Origin of the sequence: Micromonospora sp. NPDC005806, assembly GCF_042871425.1 — a bacterium.
GTDB lineage: Bacteria > Actinomycetota > Actinomycetes > Mycobacteriales > Micromonosporaceae > Micromonospora.
Map to the genome: position 1 here is coordinate 157,079 of NZ_JBIAIL010000001.1, position 16,071 is coordinate 173,149.

At 72.7% G+C, this 16,071-nt stretch carries 17 protein-coding genes; 8 read left to right on the forward strand and 9 right to left on the reverse strand.

Annotated elements, in window-relative coordinates:
- Positions 1-5 precede the first annotated feature (5 nt).
- On the forward strand, positions 6-1,352 hold the full coding sequence (locus tag ACFYOS_RS00755; RefSeq protein ID WP_387134414.1) for an ABC1 kinase family protein: 1,347 nt from the start codon (positions 6-8) through the stop codon (positions 1,350-1,352).
- 299 nt (positions 1,353-1,651) lie between these two features.
- On the opposite strand, the gene ACFYOS_RS00760 is transcribed toward ACFYOS_RS00755, so the two are convergent.
- From ACFYOS_RS00760 to ACFYOS_RS00770, 3 genes are all read right to left on the reverse strand, one after another.
- Positions 1,652-2,017, reverse strand: a complete 366-nt coding sequence (locus ACFYOS_RS00760) for a WhiB family transcriptional regulator (RefSeq protein ID WP_091068617.1) — start codon at positions 2,015-2,017, stop codon at positions 1,652-1,654.
- Between the two features lie 143 nt (positions 2,018-2,160).
- Positions 2,161-2,415 carry a hypothetical protein gene (locus ACFYOS_RS00765; RefSeq protein ID WP_387134416.1) on the reverse strand — a complete coding sequence of 85 codons (255 nt, stop codon included), beginning with the start codon at positions 2,413-2,415 and terminating at the stop codon, positions 2,161-2,163.
- A gap of 130 nt (positions 2,416-2,545) precedes the next feature.
- On the reverse strand, positions 2,546-4,699 hold the full coding sequence (locus ACFYOS_RS00770) for an ATP-dependent DNA helicase UvrD2 (RefSeq protein WP_387134418.1): 2,154 nt from the start codon (positions 4,697-4,699) through the stop codon (positions 2,546-2,548).
- A 93-nt stretch (positions 4,700-4,792) separates the two neighbouring features.
- On the opposite strand from ACFYOS_RS00770, the gene ACFYOS_RS00775 reads away from it, so the two are divergent.
- The 4 genes from ACFYOS_RS00775 (at position 4,793) to ACFYOS_RS00790 (ending at position 7,060) form a co-directional block, all read left to right on the forward strand.
- Positions 4,793-5,035: a mycoredoxin gene (locus ACFYOS_RS00775; protein ID WP_387134420.1), complete on the forward strand. Its 243-nt coding sequence runs from the start codon at positions 4,793-4,795 to the stop codon at positions 5,033-5,035.
- A gap of 251 nt (positions 5,036-5,286) precedes the next feature.
- A complete protein-coding gene (locus ACFYOS_RS00780; protein ID WP_387134423.1) occupies positions 5,287-6,264 on the forward strand; it encodes a helix-turn-helix domain-containing protein in 978 nt (325 codons plus the stop codon).
- Positions 6,265-6,338: 74 nt separating this feature from the next.
- Positions 6,339-6,578, forward strand: a complete 240-nt coding sequence (locus tag ACFYOS_RS00785) for a DUF397 domain-containing protein (protein ID WP_387134425.1) — start codon at positions 6,339-6,341, stop codon at positions 6,576-6,578.
- 212 nt (positions 6,579-6,790) lie between these two features.
- A complete protein-coding gene (locus tag ACFYOS_RS00790) occupies positions 6,791-7,060 on the forward strand; it encodes a hypothetical protein (RefSeq protein ID WP_387134427.1) in 270 nt (89 codons plus the stop codon).
- 140 nt (positions 7,061-7,200) lie between these two features.
- Here the strand turns inward: ACFYOS_RS00790 and nudC are convergent, their stop codons facing one another.
- Genes nudC through ACFYOS_RS00805 form a run of 3 tightly spaced genes read right to left on the reverse strand, consistent with a single transcriptional unit; the run spans position 7,201 to position 10,795 of the window.
- Positions 7,201-8,148: an NAD(+) diphosphatase gene (gene nudC / locus ACFYOS_RS00795; protein WP_387134430.1), complete on the reverse strand. Its 948-nt coding sequence runs from the start codon at positions 8,146-8,148 to the stop codon at positions 7,201-7,203.
- The gene (locus tag ACFYOS_RS00800) at positions 8,145-9,482 is read right to left on the reverse strand and encodes a M16 family metallopeptidase (RefSeq protein ID WP_387135220.1); all 1,338 of its coding nucleotides are present in this window, start codon (positions 9,480-9,482) and stop codon (positions 8,145-8,147) included. Before ACFYOS_RS00800 ends, nudC begins: the two co-directional genes overlap by 4 nt.
- 2 nt (positions 9,483-9,484) lie before the next feature.
- A complete protein-coding gene (locus ACFYOS_RS00805) occupies positions 9,485-10,795 on the reverse strand; it encodes a M16 family metallopeptidase (RefSeq protein WP_387134433.1) in 1,311 nt (436 codons plus the stop codon).
- A gap of 229 nt (positions 10,796-11,024) precedes the next feature.
- Here ACFYOS_RS00805 and ACFYOS_RS00810 point away from each other — a divergent pair, with 229 nt between their 5' ends.
- The 3 genes from ACFYOS_RS00810 to ACFYOS_RS00820 are packed head-to-tail and all read left to right on the forward strand — an operon-like array spanning position 11,025 to position 13,730.
- Positions 11,025-12,083, forward strand: a complete 1,059-nt coding sequence (locus ACFYOS_RS00810) for an ABC transporter substrate-binding protein (protein WP_387135222.1) — start codon at positions 11,025-11,027, stop codon at positions 12,081-12,083.
- Entirely contained in the window at positions 12,080-12,856 is a 777-nt protein-coding gene (locus ACFYOS_RS00815) for an ABC transporter ATP-binding protein (RefSeq protein ID WP_387134435.1), read from the forward strand. The genes ACFYOS_RS00810 and ACFYOS_RS00815 overlap by 4 nt, the downstream gene beginning before the upstream one ends.
- On the forward strand, positions 12,846-13,730 hold the full coding sequence (locus tag ACFYOS_RS00820; RefSeq protein WP_387134437.1) for an ABC transporter permease: 885 nt from the start codon (positions 12,846-12,848) through the stop codon (positions 13,728-13,730). The genes ACFYOS_RS00815 and ACFYOS_RS00820 overlap by 11 nt, the downstream gene beginning before the upstream one ends.
- A 40-nt stretch (positions 13,731-13,770) precedes the next feature.
- Here the strand turns inward: ACFYOS_RS00820 and ACFYOS_RS00825 are convergent, their stop codons facing one another.
- The 3 genes from ACFYOS_RS00825 to ACFYOS_RS00835 form a co-directional block, all read right to left on the reverse strand.
- Complete coding sequence (locus tag ACFYOS_RS00825; RefSeq protein ID WP_387134440.1) at positions 13,771-13,962, reverse strand: hypothetical protein; 192 nt, start codon at positions 13,960-13,962, stop codon at positions 13,771-13,773.
- A 152-nt stretch (positions 13,963-14,114) separates the two neighbouring features.
- Positions 14,115-15,503: a DEAD/DEAH box helicase gene (locus ACFYOS_RS00830; RefSeq protein ID WP_387134442.1), complete on the reverse strand. Its 1,389-nt coding sequence runs from the start codon at positions 15,501-15,503 to the stop codon at positions 14,115-14,117.
- Positions 15,504-15,723: 220 nt separating this feature from the next.
- Complete coding sequence (locus ACFYOS_RS00835) at positions 15,724-15,927, reverse strand: cold-shock protein (protein WP_007464836.1); 204 nt, start codon at positions 15,925-15,927, stop codon at positions 15,724-15,726.
- Between the last annotated feature and the right edge of the window lie 144 nt (positions 15,928-16,071).

Genomic DNA, 16,071 nt, shown 5'->3' on the forward strand with positions numbered 1-16,071 from the left:
ACCGGGTGACCGACATCCCGCGCCGCGCCGTATCCCGGACCGCCAAGCTCGCCGCCCTGCCGCTCGGCTTCGCCGGCCGGACCGTGCTCGGCATGGGCAAGCGGGTCACCGGGCTCGCGTCCGACGTCATCTCCGCCGAGATCCAGCAGCGCACCGCCGAGCAGCTGTTCAGCGTGCTCGGGCAGCTCAAGGGCGGGGCGATGAAGTTCGGTCAGGCGCTGTCGGTCTTCGAGGCGGCGCTGCCGGAGGAGATCGCCGCCCCCTACCGGCAGGCGCTCACCAAGCTCCAGGAGGCCGCCCCGCCGCTGCCCGCCGCGTCCGTGCACAAGGTCCTCGCCGAGCAGCTCGGGCCGGACTGGCGGGATCGGTTCGTGGAGTTCAACGACACCCCGGCCGCTGCCGCCAGCATCGGCCAGGTGCACCGCGCGGTCTGGCGCGACCCGGGGTACGGCCCGAACGGCGGCCCGAAGCACCGGGACGTGGCCGTGAAGATCCAGTACCCGGGCGCGGGGGACGCGCTGCTCGCCGACCTGAAGCAGCTCTCCCGGCTGGGCGGCATGTTCCGGGCGATCCAGCCCGGGCTGGACGTCAAGCCGCTCCTGGTCGAGCTGCGCGAACGGATCACCGAGGAGCTGGACTACGAGCTGGAGGCCGAGTCGCAGCGCGCCTTCGCCGCCGCGTACGCCGACGACCCGGACATCTACATCCCCGCGGTGCTGGACGCCTCGCCCCGGGTGCTGATCACCGAATGGGTCGAGGGCACCCCGCTGGCGGAGATCATCCGGAACGGCAGCGAGGAGCAGCGCGACGAGGCCGGCCGGCTGATGGCGGAGCTGCACCTCTCCGCGCCGATGCGGGCCGGGTTGCTGCACGCCGACCCGCACCCGGGCAACTTCCGGCTGCTGCCGGACGGCCGGCTCGGCGTGATCGACTTCGGCGCGGTGGCGAGGATGCCGGAGGGCACCCCCGAGCCGATCGGCCGGATCGCCGCGCTGGCGCTGCGCGGCGACGCAGGGGCGGTGGTGGCCGGGCTGCGCGCGGAGGGCTTCGTCAGCCAGACCGAGCCGATCGACGCCGAGGGGGTGCTCGACTTCCTCGGGCCGATGCTGGAGCCGATCGCCGCCGAGGAGTTCCGGTTCACCCGGGCCTGGCTGCGCGGCGAGGCGGCCCGGCTGGCCAGCCCCCGCTCGCCGGCGTACCAGCTCAGAAGTCAGCTCAACCTGCCCCCGTCGTACCTGATGATCCACCGGGTGACGCTGGGCTCGATCGGGGTGCTCTGCCAACTGGAGGCGAAGGCGCCGTACCGGACGATCCTGGAGCGCTGGCTGCCCGGCTTCGCCCCGGTGGCCTGAGTCGGGAACGCCACGGGGGCGGTGGCCGTCCGGCCACCGCCCCCGTCGTACTGGGTAGGGATCTAGAGAACGCCCAGGTCGCGAGCCGACTGGCTCCGGCTCTTCATCGCGACGGTACGGGCGGAACGGGTTGCCTCAGTGCTCGTGGTGCGACCGGCCTGAGGCCGGGGCATTCGAGCCCGGGACAACGCTTCGTGGAGTAGTTGCATCTCGGTTCCGTTCGGCAGGTGCAGCATCGGTTTCGGCTTTCTTTTCTCGGCCGGTGAGGTCACCGGCGGGGACGTTGGAACGGGGTTGTGTCAGGCTGCCAGCCGGACCGCGCTGCGCGACTCGGACAGCCCACTGGCCGCCAGTCGCGCCTCGGCCTCGACCCGAAGCTGGGCGTCGCGGGCGAGGTCCTCCTTGCGCGGACGGCCACGGGGCCGCTTGCGCGGGACGACCGCGCCACGCTCGAAGATCTCGCCGCCCCAGACGCCCCAGGGCTCGGCCCGCTCCACCGCACCGGCGAGGCACTCGACGCGCAGCGGGCAGTCCCCGCAGAGCGACTTGGCCAGCTCGAGCTCGGTGGGCGAGTCGGAGAACCACAGGTCGGGGTCGAACTTCCGGCAGGGCAGGTTCGCCTCCACCTCGACGCTCACGTCGAGCGGGGCCAACGCCAGACTCATCCTCCGGTCACCTCTCTCTCACTTCGATCTCGTGGATCGCATTTCCGACGTACTTCGGCACTACGGCGGTGCAAAAAAAACTGAGGCCGCGGATCCCGGTGTGCGGGTTCCGCGGCCTCGAGGTGAGCCGGTGGTCTGGTGGATCAGACCGGTCTACCTCGAGGTGGAACGCCGCGGACATCCGTGCGCTTCTTGACGTCACCGATGCCCATGCCCGTGAAGCCACTGGTCCCCTCGATTCCAGTCAGCGGCGCCACGGTCAGGTTCAGCTCGGCCTGAACCCGGACCTGGTGCACCTGCGGAACCGACGGTCGAGCGGCAAGGGCCACCCGGACAGCCGCCAGCGGAGCGCAGGCAGCTGGCATCGCCGCCGGACGCTCATAGGTGAAGATCTCCACGGGTGCCACCTCCCTCACGTTCCTCGTGCCGACCATGGACTCATCCCTCGTGAGCAGCCAGAATGGCGCCGCTCGCGAGGTGTGTCCTGAGGCTATTCCTCGCCTCGGGGCGAGGGCAAACGATTTACGGCTAGATTTCGAAACTTTTCTGCGGGCAGACTTCGTCGACCGTCGCGCCGCCCACCAGGGCCAGCACTGTATCCCCGTAAAGTCCCAGTTTGCGGGGGCCGATCCCCGCGATCGCGATCAGCTCCTCGGTGCGGCCCGGCCTCCGCTCGGCCAACGCGGTGAGCGTGGCGTCGGTGAAGACCACGTACGCCGGCACCTTCTGCGCCCCGGCCACCCGCTGCCGCCACTCTCGTAGCCGCTCGTACAGCTCCTCGTCGATGTCCGACGGACAGGTCGGGCAGCGCCCCAGCTTCCGGTCCGCCCCGGCGAGCAGGGTGGCCCCGCAGATCCGACAGGAGACCACCTGGGTCCGCCGCCGCTCGGTCCGCCGGGCCGCGCCGGCACCGGCCCGCTCGGCGCCGCCCGAGCGGTCGAGCTGCGGCAGGAAGCGGGAGGGCCGCCGGGCCCGGCCGCCGGGCGAGCGGGCCGCGGCGTACGACAGCCAGAGCCACTCCCGCGCCCGGGTGATGCCGACGTAGAGCAGCCGCCGCTCCTCCTCGACCTGCTCCGGGGTCTTCGCGTACGTGGTGGGGAGGGTGCCCTCGGCGAGACCGACCAGGAAGACGGCGTCCCACTCCAGGCCCTTGGCCGAGTGCAGCGAGGCCAGCGTCACCCCCTCGACCGTGGGCACGTGCTGCTGGGCCGCCCGCCGGGCCAGTTCCTCGTTGAAGTCGGCCAGCGTCACCGGCCGCTCGATGGCGACGGCCTCGCCGACCGGCACCACCTCGGGCGTTGCCGCGTACTCCTCGGCGAGCTGGACCAGGGCGGCGAGCGCCTCCCACCGCTCGCGCGCCGCGCCGCCGGCCGGGGGTGCGTCCGGGGCCCAGCCCACCGCGGCGAGCCCTGCCACGACGGCGGCCGGCAGCGGGGTCTCCCCCGGGACGGACCGGGTGGCGGCGCGCAACGCCACCATCGCCTGGCGCACCTCGGGCCGTTCGAAGAAGCGTTCCGCCCCCTGCACCACGTACGGCACCTCGGCCTCGGTGAGCGCCTTCTCGTACGCCTCGGACTGGGCGTTGGTGCGGAACAGCACGGCGATCTCCCGGGCCGGGGTGCCGCCGTCGATCAGCGCCCGGCAGCGGGCCGCGACCGCGTTGGCCTCGGCCGGCTCGTCGGTGAAGATCCGCAGCTCGGGTTCCGGACCGGGCGGACGCTGACCGTGCAGCTCCAGCCGCAGCCGCGACTCCGCGCCCCGGGCCTGGGAGATCACCGCGTTGGCCAGCCCGACCACCTGGGGCGTGGAGCGGTAGTCGCGGACCAGCCGGACCACGGTGGCGGTGCGGTGGCGGCGCGGGAAGTCGACCAGATACGACGAGGTCGCCCCGGTGAACGAGTAGATGGTCTGGCTGGCGTCGCCGACCACGGTGAGGTCGGCCCGACCGCCGAGCCAGGCCTCCAGCAGCCGCTGCTGGAGCGGGTTGACGTCCTGGTACTCGTCGACGACGAAGTGCCGGTACTGGCCGCGTACCTGCTCGGCGACGTCGGCGTGCTCCTCGATCCCCCAGACGGCGGCGCGCAGCATGTCCTCGAAGTCGATCACGCCGTTGCCGCGCTTGAGCCGCTCGTACGCGGCGAAGACCTCGGCCACCTTCGCCGGCTCGTACGGGGTCTCGCGCAGCGCCTTGGCCGCGGCCACCGCGTACTCGGCGGGCTCGACCAGCGACGACTTGGCCCACTCGATCTCGCCGGCCAGGTCGCGGGCGGCGGCCCGGTCGGCGCGCAGGCCGACCTTGGCGGCGGCCAGGGTGACCACCCGGACCTTGCTGTCCAGCAACTCCGGCATGGCCCGCCCCTCCAGCAGCCGGGGCGCGAAGTAGCGGACCTGGCGCAGCGCCGCCGCGTGGAAGGTGCGGGCCTGGACGCCGGTGACGCCGAGCACGTTGAGCCGGGCCCTCATCTCGGCGGCGGCGCGGGCGGTGAAGGTGACCGCCAGCACGTGCCGGGCCGAGATGTCCCCGGTGAGCGCGCGGTGGGCGATCCGGGAGGTCACCGCCCGGGTCTTGCCGGTCCCGGCGCCGGCCAGGATGCACACCGGGCCGGCCGGGGCGGTCACCGCGGACCGCTGCTCCGGATCCAGTCCGGCCAGCACGCGTTCCGCCGCTGAGTGAACCACCACAGCCAGGAATCATCTCAGCCCTCGCCGATGTTGCAGCGGTTAGCCTGGCCTGACCCGGACCGGGCGTGGAGCCACCCCTTGGAGGACCTGACCATGTTGACGATGTATTCCACCTCGTGGTGCGGCTACTGCCACCGGCTGAAGTCGCAGCTCGACCGGGAGGGCATCGCGTACGAGGTGGTCGACATCGAGCAGGACTCGAAGGCCGCGGAGTTCGTGATGAGCGTCAACGGCGGCAACCAGACCGTGCCGACGCTGCGCTTCGACGACGGCAGCGCCCTGACCAACCCGTCGATCAACCAGGTCAAGCAGCACCTCGCCAGCGCCGCCCGCTGACCCATCCCCATTCGCACCCGTCAAGAGCGGCCGCCCCACCCGGGGCGGCCGCTCTTCGGCGTCGAGGGGTGGTGTCCGGTCCCGGACGTCCTCGTCCGGAGCGTCGAGCCCCCGCCAGCGTCCTCTTTTTGTCGCGAGACACGCCCGCACCGGAACTTCCGGTCCTGGTCACGACGTCCATACTGACCGTGGGTGGTGACTGTCACACAGTTGCCGCCGCGTCCTACGGCCGACGGAGAAGAGAGGGCACCGTGCCTCCTGCCGCACCAGGCCCGATCCTGCGCCGTCGCAGGCTCGGCACCGAGCTGCGCCGGCTGCGCGAGCAGGCCGGCCTCACCGGGGACCAGGTCATCGAGCGGATCGGCTGGGCCTCCGCGTCCAAGCTGTCCCGGCTGGAGAACGGACGCAGCCGTCCCGACCCGGACGACGTCGGCGTGCTGCTGACCCTCTACGGCGCGGGCGACGAGCTGCGCACGGAGCTGCTCGCGATCACGCAGGAAGCCGGCGACATGCGTGGCTGGTTGAAGAACTTCCCGGTGATGACCCAGCAGCAGCGTGGCTTCGCCGAGCTGGAGGCGGGCTGCGCGGAGATCTCCGAGTACAACCCGGTGCTGGTCCCCGGGCTGCTCCAGACCCCCGGGTACGCCCGGCACCGGATCATCTCCGCGGCGCGGGTGGCGGAGCAGGCCGGCGACCCGGAGGCCGGCGAGGACCCGGAGACCGAGGTACGCGCGCGCCAGGCCCGGCAGTCGCTGCTGACCCGCCCCGACGCGCCCCGGTACACAGCGGTGTTGGAGGAGGCGGCGGTCGGCCGGCGGGCCGGCCCGCCCGAGGTGCTGCACGAGCAGCTCGCCCACCTCTGCGAGCTGGCCCTGCTGCCGAACGTCACCCTGCGCATGCAGCTGCGCGACGCGCGGGTCGGCGACTTCTACCTCCCGCCGACCGCGTTCTCGGTCTACCGGTTCGCCGACCCGCTCGACCCTGAGACGTTGGCCATCGAAGGCGGGTTCACCGACGTCATGTCCACCGAGGCAAACACCCTAAATCGCTATAAAGTGGTGTTCGAGTGGCTATGCTCGGCGGCGCTCTCCGCATCGGACACCCTCACCTGGCTCTTCGAGGCGACGGGTCGGACCGAAACGGCAGCCGAGTCCACAGCGGCGTTCGGACCGGCGGCCGCGCCGGCCCAGCGCCGCCGCAACTCGGGGCGTCTCACGACGGACCGGTGATCCATCCAGGACCGGCCGTCCGGCCTGCGGCGTCACTCGTCCCCATCGGAGCACTCCAGAGCAGGAGCAGGACCATGAACGAGATCCGCACCAGTTCGGCCGACCTCGCGCGGCAGTTCGCCGGCGCCGCTTGGCGCAAGAGCACCCGGAGCCAGACCTCGAACTGCGTCGAGGTCGCGCCCCTGCGTACCGGGCCGGCGGCGGTGGCGCTCCGCGACAGCAAGGACCGCAGCGGGCCGGTGCTGCTGTTCAACCGGGCCGGATGGCTGGGCTTCATCGCCGGCGCAAAGAACGGGCAGTTCGATCTGAACTGATCCGCCGAACACCGCGGGGCCGTCGGCGTCGTGCCGGCGGCCCTCGTGTGTCCACCCCCGACAAGCGTGCTGACCTGGGGTCCACCGATCGGACCACGCACTCGAACAATCGTCGAGTTTCACTTGCTGGGACGACCACCCGGCGTAACATGACGGAAGAGTGACGTGGAAGTTCCAGCGCGTATCCGTCCATCCGTACCCGGGGGACACTCATGCGGTTCCTGATCGTCCGCACCGAGATCCGATCCGTCGCCGACACCGACATCGCGGCCGCGTGGGCCGGCGGCGGTCGACTGCGGGACGAGACCACCGCGCCGGAGCCGCGCCGCCAGGTCGTCCACGCCGAGGACCGGGACGCAGCCCTGCTGCTGGCCCGGGCGCTGGCGTCGGTGGGGGCCGTCCGCGCCGGCCGGCACCGGGTCAAGGTGCTTCCGATCGCGGACCCCGACCCGGACCCGGCATGGTCGTACCGCTGGAGTTGACCCGCACCTGACGTCCGCCGTGGTCGGACCGGCTCCCCGCCGCGTTCCTCGCCTCACCCGACCACGGCGGCCCGTGTCCCCGGCCCGTGACCGCCGCGGCAACGACGGTCGCGGGCCGGGGCCCCGTACCGGGTCAGCAGTCAGCAGTGGCCGTCGAGCCAGCGGTGGATCAGGTACAGGGCGATCGAGGACGGCGGCGGGAGCACCAGCCGGTCGCCGCCGTCGGCCTCGACCGGCTCGCCGGCCAACGCGGCGCCGATCTCCCGGCGGGTGAACCAGCGGGCGTGGGCGATCTCCGCCGGGTCGACCCGGATCGGCTCGTCGGCGTCCGCGCGGGCCAGGAAGCCGAGCATCAGCGAGCCGGGGAACGGCCAGGACTGGCTGCCGGCGTACGCCGGTTCGTCGACCCCGACGCCGACCTCCTCGCGGACCTCGCGGAGCACGGCGGCCTCGGCCGACTCCCCCGGCTCGATGTAGCCGGCCAGGCAGGAGTAGCGGCGCTGCCCCGGGCTGCGCGGCCAGGTGGCGTTGTTGCCGAGCAGGCAGCGCCCGTCCGGGCCGCCAACCCCGTCGTGGACCAGCACGATCATCGCGGGGTCGGTGTGCGGCCAGACCCGCTCGCCGTCAGGGTCGACCCGCGACCAGCCGGACTCGTCCACCCGGGTCGGGTGCCCGGTGATCGACGAGTAGCCGTGCCGGACGTGCCAGTTCAGCAGGGCCAGCGCGGTGGTGAAGATGCCCGCGTCCCGGTCGACCAGGAGGTGGCCCACCTCGCGCAGATTGGCCCGCCGGGTGCCGGGCAGCTCCGGCAGGGCCGCGTCCACCGCGAAGACCGGTACGCCGTCCGGCTCGACGCCGAGGAACATCGGCACCGAGCGGGGCACCTCGGGCAGCTCGCCGGGGCCGATCAGCACCAGCTCCGGCGGGGCCACCCCGCCGCGCACCAGCGCCCGGCCGTCGTCGGCCGAGTCCAGCACCAGCACCCGGGCCCGCTCCCACGCCTCGGCGAGCCAGTCCGGGTCGGTACGCCGGTGCGCCGACCGGTCCAGGGTGGAGCGGGCCAGCGGAGGAGACTTCTCGCCGCTCACACGGACTCCGTGCGGACCGGGACGAGGGTGGCGAGGGAATCCGCGACCCGCTCCGCGTCACCGAGCACGACGGTGACCGCCTTCGCCGGAGCGAGGTAGCGGGCCGCCACCTCGGCCACGTCGTCCACGGTCGCCTTGGCCAGCCTGGCGGCGTGCTCGGCGAGGAAGTCCAGGCGCAGCCCGTTGCCGGCGTACGCGCTGGTCAACGACGCCAGCCCGGCCTGGGTGGACATGCCGAGCTGCAGCGTGCCGAGGGCGTACTGGCGGGCCTGCTCCAGCTCGTCCGGCTTCGGCGGCAGGGTGGCCAGCCGGCCCAGCTCGTAGCTGGTCTCCAGCAACGCGGGGCCGGTCACCTCGGTGGCCACTTCGGCGCCGGCAACCAGCACCGATCCGGCCACCGAGTGCTCGACCAGCGAGTGCGGCCCGTACGTGTAGCCCTTGTCCTCGCGGATGTTCTCCACCCAGCGGGAGGAGAAGTAGCCGCCGAAGACCAGGTTGGCCAGTTGCAGCGCCGCGTGGTCGGGGTGGGTGCGGGGCACCGCGGGCAGGGCGATCCGCAGCGAGGACTGGACCGAGCCGGGCCGGTCGACCAGCAGCAGCGGACCGGGCTCCAGCGGCGGCGCGGGCGGCAGCTCGGCGACGTGCCCCTCCCCGTTCCAGCCGGACAGCGCCGTCTCCGCGGCGTCCAGGGCCCGCTCCGGCTGCACGTCGCCGACCAGCACCAGCACCGCGCCCGCCGGGTGCACCCGCTCGGCGTGCAGCCGGCGCAGGACCGGCGGGCGGACCGCGCGAACCTGGTCGGGCCCGGGGGTCTGGATCGCGTACGGGTGCCGGCCGTAGATCCGCTTGAGCAGGGCGGTCCGGGCCAGGTGGGCGGGCTGGCTCTGGGCCACCTGGATCCGGTCGACCAGCCGGTCCCGCTCGGTCTCCACCCAGTCGGTCGGGTAGGTGGCCCCGGTCAGCACGTCGGCCAGGATCTCCAGCATCCGGTCCAGCCCGGTGACCAGGCCGGCCCCGGAGAGCATCAGCCGGTCCGGGTCGACGCCGGCGGAGAGGCCGCCGCCGACCTTCTGCAGCTCGGCCGCGATCTGGGTCGCGGTCAGCTCCGCCGTGCCGGAGAGCACGGTCTGCGCCAGCATCGCGCCGCGGGCCAGGTGGGTACGCCCGAACGGCATCCAGAGCCGCAGCTCGACCAGGGGCACCGCCGGCCGGCGTACGGCGATCACCGTGAGCCCGTTGCCGAGCGTGCGCTCGGCCTGCTTCGGCAGCTTGAGCCTGCGGTTGGGGCCGAGCGGCGGCAGCGGTCGCGTCCCGGTCTCCACGGTTGCCGTCACGCTCACCGGGCACCTCCGGCGATGACCTCGATGGACGCGCGGCGCTGCGGCCGCACGGTCGCGGCGGCGGCCTGGATCTGCTCCTCGGTCACCTCGCCGACCAGCCGGGGCAGCTCGTTGAGCAGGCCGGGTTCGCCGCGCTGCTGTTCCAGCACGGCCATCCGCAGCGCCCGGCCGAGCACCGCGTCGGTGTCCCGCAGCAGGTGGGTGGCCATCCGCGCCTGGGTGCGGGCCAGCTCCCCCTCGGTCAGCCCGTCGGTGGCCAGCCGGTCCAACTCCTCGTCGATGGTGCGCAGCACCTTGTCCACGTCGCCGCCGGGCGGCAGGTGGGCCTGGAGCAGCAGCGCGGTGGGGTCGCGCACGTCGAACGGGTCGCCCATGAAGCCCAGGTAGCCGCCGAGGCTGGTGACCGTGCGGTCCCGCTGGACCAGCCGCTCGACGAGCCGGGAGGCGTCCCCGTCGGTGAGCACCTCGGCCAGCACCACGTAGGGCAGGTAACCGGCGAAGTCGGTCACCGGGTCGGGCACCCGCCAGGCCCCGGCGACCGCCGGCAGCGGGGCCAGCTTGTCGGTGTACGACTTCCGCCGCTCGGTGGTCAGGTCGGGCTCGGCGAAGTCGGGCCGCTCCGGGGCGGGCCGGGCCGGCACGTCCCCGAAGTGCCGCTCGATCAGCGCGGTCGCCTCCACCACGTCGATGTCGCCGCTGACCGCGAGGACCGCGTTGCCGCTGGCGTAGTAGCGGCGGAAGAAGTCGGCGGCGTCGGCGACGGTGGCCGACTCCAGGTCGTCGAAGGAGCCGTAGCCGTCGTGGGCGTTGGGGAAGGTGTCGAACATGACCGGCGGCAGGGTCAGCCAGGGGAACCCGCCGTACGGCCGGTTGAGCACGTTGACCCGGATCTCCTCCTTGACCACGTCGACCTGGTTGCGCAGGTTCTCCTCGGTCAGCCGGGGGCCGCGCATCCGGTCGGCCTCCAGAAAGAGCGCCCGCTCCAGCGCGTTGCTCGGCAACGTCTCGAAGTAGTCGGTGTAGTCGAGGTGGGTGGAGCCGTTGAAGGTGCCGCCGGCGCCCTGGACGTGGCGGAAGTGGGCCAGCTTCTCCAGGTTCTCCGAGCCCTGGAACATCAGGTGCTCGAAGAGGTGGGCGAAGCCGGTGCGCCCCTCCGGCTCGGACCGGATGCCGACGTCGTAGACCACCGCCACCCCGATCACCGGGGCGCTGCGGTCGGGGGTGAGCACCACCCGCAGGCCGTTGTCGAGGGTGAACCGCTCGACCGGGTATTTCGTCGCTGGAATTTTCGCTCTCCGCGTCGGCACGTCCTCGACCCTAACGCGCCGGCAACGCCCGCACCGGCGGTGTGGCCCGGCACTCCGGGCGGCCGCCGGGAGGGTGGGCCGAGCGGGCCGGCATGTTCCACCGAACAGGTGGGAATTGCCGAGAATGCCGAGGCCGGTCGTCCCGGATCGTGGATGGGCCTTGACGCCGTTCATCGCCTGCCCCACTCTTCCTACTAATTAAGTAGGAATACTCGGGATTGGAATCATGATGAGACGGCTCCCCTTCCGTCGGCTGCTCTCCGTCGCCACCCTCGCCGTCGTCGGCGTGGCCACCCTGGGCACCACGGCGGCCTGCGGCGGCGACGCCGACGCGGGCAGCTCCGGACCGGTGACGCTGCGCCTCGGCTACTTTCCGAACATCACCCACGCGCCGGCCGTCGTCGGCGTGGAGAAGGGCATCTTCGCCGAGAAGCTCGGCACCGGCGTGAAGCTGCAGACCACGACCTTCAACGCCGGCCCGGCCGCCATCGAGGCGCTCTTCTCCGGCGCGCTCGACGCCACGTACATCGGTCCGAACCCGACCGTGAACGCCTTCTCCAAGTCCAAGGGCGAGGCGGTCCGGGTCGTCTCCGGCGCCGCCTCCGGCGGCGTCGCGCTGGTGGTCAAGCCGGAGATCACCTCGGTCGAGCAGTTGCGCGGCAAGAAGATCGCCACGCCGCAGCTCGGCAACACCCAGGACGTCGCGCTGCGCTACTGGCTCAACGAGAAGGGCCTCCGGACCACCAAGGAGGGCGGCGGCGACGTGCAGGTCGTCCCGCAGGAGAACGCGCAGACGGTCGAGACGTTCAGCAGCGGCGCGATCGACGGGGCCTGGGTGCCCGAGCCGTTCGTCTCCCGCCTGGTCAACGCCGGCGGCAAGGTCCTGGTGGACGAGCGTGACCTCTGGCCGGACAAGAAGTTCGTGATCACCAACCTGATCGTCAGCACCAAGTTCCTCAAGGCCCACCCGGACGTGGTGAAGAAGCTGGTCGAGGGGCAGGTCGCGGCGAACGAGTTCGTGAACACCAAGCCGGACAAGGCGCAGCAGGCCATCTCGGACCACATCGGCAAGATCACCGGCAAGCCGCTGGACGTGAAGCTGATCAAGCAGGCGTGGCCCACCCTGGAGTTCACCAACGACCCGATCGCGGCCTCGTTGAAGACCGGCCTGGACCACGCGGTCACCGTCGGGCTGACCCAGCCGGTCGACCTCAACGGCCTCTACGACCTGTCCTACCTCAACGAGGTGCTCAAGGCGCAGGGCAAGTCCGAGGTCACCCAGCCGTGACGTCGACCACGACGACCCCGCGCAGCGCGACCGGCTCGGTCGCGCTGCGCGGCGTGACCAAGGTGTACGGCCAGGGCGAGCACGCCGTGCTGGCCCTGGACGGGGTGTCGCTGGACGTCGAGCCCGGCGAGTTCGTCTGCCTCGTCGGCGCCTCCGGCTGCGGCAAGAGCACCCTGCTCAACCTGATCGCCGGGCTGGATCGCCCCAGCGGCGGCCGGATCGAGCTGGGCGACGCGAACCCGGGGCTGATGTTCCAGGAGGCGGCGCTCTTCCCCTGGCTCACCGTCGAGGCCAACGTCGAGGTGCCGCTCAAGCTGCGCGGGCTGCCCCGGACCGAGCGCCGGGCCAAGGTCGCCGGCCTGCTGCGCACGGTCCACCTGGCCGACTTCGGCCGCAAGCGCCCGCACCAGCTCTCCGGCGGCATGCGGCAACGGGTCGCGCTCGCCCGCACCCTCGCCCTGGACACCCCGGTGCTGCTGATGGACGAGCCGTTCGGCGCGCTCGACGCGATGACCCGGGACATCCTCCACGACGAGCTGGAACGGATCTGGTCCGAGCGCGGGCTCACCGTGCTCTTCGTGACCCACAACGTCCGGGAGGCGGCCCGCCTCGCCGACCGGATCATCCTGCTCTCCAGCCGACCCGGCCGGATCATCTGGTCCACCCGGGTCGACGTGCCCCGTCCCCGGCGGATCGACTCCCCGGAGATCGCGACCATCGCCGCCGAGGTGACCGACCGGCTGCGTACGGAGGTGGGCCGCCATGGCCAGTGACACGCTCGCCGGGACCCCGCGTACGGATGCGGAGATCTCCGGCCTGGACGCCCTGGAGATCGCCGGCCGGGAGAAGCCCACCTCCCGGGCAGCCCGGATCTGGTCGGCCACCTGGCCGAAGCTGGCCGCCCTCGCCATCGCCATCGGCGTGTGGCAGCTCGTGGTGTGGAGCGGCTGGAAGCCGCCGTACTCGCTGCCCGGACCGGTCACCGTCGGGCAGGAGCTGCTCCGCCAGGCGAGCGGCCCGCAGCTCTGGGAGGGAATCGCCACCACGCTGCGCCGGGCCGCCGTCGGGTACGTCTTCTCGGTCGGCGTCGGCCTGCTGGTCGGCCTCGCGGTGGCCCGCTCCCGGGTGCTCCGCGCGGCCATCGGCTCGATGATCACCGCCCTGCAGACCATGCCGTCGATCGCCTGGTTCCCCCTGGCCATCCTGCTCTTCGAACTGAGCGAGCAGGCGATCTTCTTCGTGGTGGTGCTCGGCGCGGCACCGTCCATCGCCAACGGCGTGATCAGCGGGGTCGACTACGTGCCGCCGCTGCTGGTGCGGGCCGGTCGCAACCTCGGCGCCCGGGGCCTGAACCTCTACCGGTACGTCATCGCGCCGGCCGCGCTGCCGGCCATCGTGGCCGGGCTCAAGCAGGGCTGGGCCTTCTCCTGGCGGAGCCTGATGGCCGGCGAGCTGATCGTGGTGGGCATCTCGAAGACGTCGCTGGGAGCGCAGCTCACGTACGCCCGGGAACTCTCCGACGCCCCGTGGCTGCTCTCCACCATGATCGTCATCCTGATGGTGGGCCTGCTCGTGGACGCCGCGTTCGGCGCGGCGGACAAGGCGATCCGCCGCCGGTGGGGCGTGCTGGACCAGGCCGGCGCCTGATCCCGTGACGTCCTGCTCAGTCGGCGGCCCGGAGCGGCGTTCAGCCGGCCGTCGCCCCGGTGGCCCGCCCGGTCGGGCTGTGCAGTTCCACCAGCCCGGCCCGGGCGGGATCGCCGGAGGTCGGGTGCCAGGGCCCGAACGCGGCCACCATGGCGAGCGCCAGACCCACCCCCGCGACCGCGAGTACCAGCAGCAGCTCGCGCGTCGCCCCCGAGCTGGCGTCGCCCGCCATGGTCACCCCTCCCGCGTCCGGCCGGCCCACCCGGCCTCTTCCCCGAAGCCCAGCATTGGCGGAAACGAGACCCGGGACAGTCGCCCATCAGACGCAACCGCCGCTGATCCCAGACTCAACGGGGACCAGCGGCGGAGACGACGGAGGCGAGGTCAGGCGGTACGGGGACGCTGGGGGCGACGGCGTCGGCCGGACGCGCGGTGCGCCGGACGCGGAGTGGCGTCGGCCTCCCCGGCGGACTGGAGGCCTTCTGCGACGCGGCCGGAGTCGGCAGCGATGCGACCGCCGTTGCCGGCCGCCCGGCGCCCCCGGGGCGCCCCGGCCCGCGCCGCGGGCGCCGACGGGGCGGCGACGATCGTCACCGGCACGCCGGAGGGCTCCCGCGCCCCGGTGACCCGGGCCAGCTCAGCGTCGCCCGGACGGACCTGGGTGGTCCGCGGGCTGATCCCGGCCACGCTCATCAGCCGGGAGACGTCCCGGCGTTGCTCCGGCAGGACCAGCGTGACCACGGTGCCGGACTCCCCGGCCCGGGCGGTACGCCCGCCCCGGTGCAGGTAGTCCTTCGCCTCGGTTGGCGGGTCCACGTTGACCACCATGTCCAGCCCGTCCACATGGATGCCGCGGGCCGCCACATCGGTGGCCACCAGCGCGGTCACCTGACCGGTACGGAACTGTTCCAGGATCCGGGTGCGCTGCGGCTGCGACTTGCCGCCGTGCAGCGCGGCGGCGCGTACGCCCTTGGCAAGCAGTTGGCGGGCGAGCCGGTCGGCGCGGTGCTTGGTCCCCATGAAGAGGATGGTGCGACCCTCACGAGCGGCGATCTGAGTCAGCGCGGCGGGCTTGTCGACCGCGTCGACGTGCAGCACGTGGTGGGTCATCGCGGTCACCGTGGCGGTGCCGGGGTCGACCGAGTGCGACACCGGCCGGGTCAGGAAGCGGCGGACCAGCTTGTCCACGCCGCCGTCCAACGTGGCGGAGAAGAGCATCCGCTGGCCGTCCGGCGCGACCTGCTCCAGCAGCTTGGTGACCTGCGGCAGGAAGCCCATGTCGGCCATCTGGTCGGCCTCGTCGAGCACGGTGATCGCCACCTCGCCGAGCCGGGCGTCACCGCGGTTGATCAGATCGTGCAGCCGGCCGGGGGTGGCGATGACCACTTCGGCACCGGCGCGCAGCGCGTCCGCCTGCCGTTGCAGCGACAGACCGCCCACGACGGTCGCGCAACGCAGCCCGACCGCGCGGGCGTACGGGGCGAGCGCGGTGGTGACCTGCTGGGCCAGCTCACGGGTCGGCACCAGCACCAGGGCCAGCGGGCGGCCCGGGCGAGCCCTACGGCCGGCGGTGCGGGACAGCAGCGGCAGCCCGAAGGCGAGGGTCTTGCCGGAGCCGGTGCGTCCCCGGCCGAGCACGTCGCGACCGGCCAGCGAGTCCGGCAGGGTGGCCGCCTGGATCGGGAACGGCTCGGTGATGCCCTGCGCCGACAACTCGGCGAGCAGCGCGGAGGCCAGGCCCGTCGCGGCGAACGTGGGAACGGTCATGGTCATGCGGAATGCCTTCCTCGACGCGGCACGTGTCGAGGGAGGCGCCGGAAGCGGCGCTGTCGACCGGGGACTCGTCCACCGGGACTCACAAGCACGAACCGAAGGGGTACGGGCCGGCCCGCCGCAGCGCGCCGCCCACCCGCCGGAGCGGGGGGCGGCGCGGCGGACCGGACCCGTCACCGTGCCCTGAGGGCGCGGTGGATGGTGCTGGCTGATCCGAAGATCAGAGCGGGCGGATGTTCTCCGCCTGCGGGCCCTTCTGGCCCTGGGTCACCTCGAACTCGACCCGCTGGTTCTCGTCCAGGCTCCGGTAGCCGGAGGACTGGATCGCCGAGAAGTGGGCGAAGACGTCGGCGCCGCCGCCGTCCGGGGTGATGAAGCCGAAGCCCTTGTCAGCGTTGAACCACTTGACGGTGCCAATAGCCATTTGTTTCGTCTCCTTGACGGAACGGTCGGCCCCACACCTGTTGTGGGGCCGGAGGAGTGTGTCGCGCTGGACTGCGCGCCACACCTGTCGCTGCTGGTCGCCCCGCCCGGAGAACTCCGGACACAACAAAGTGCGCCTGGGGCC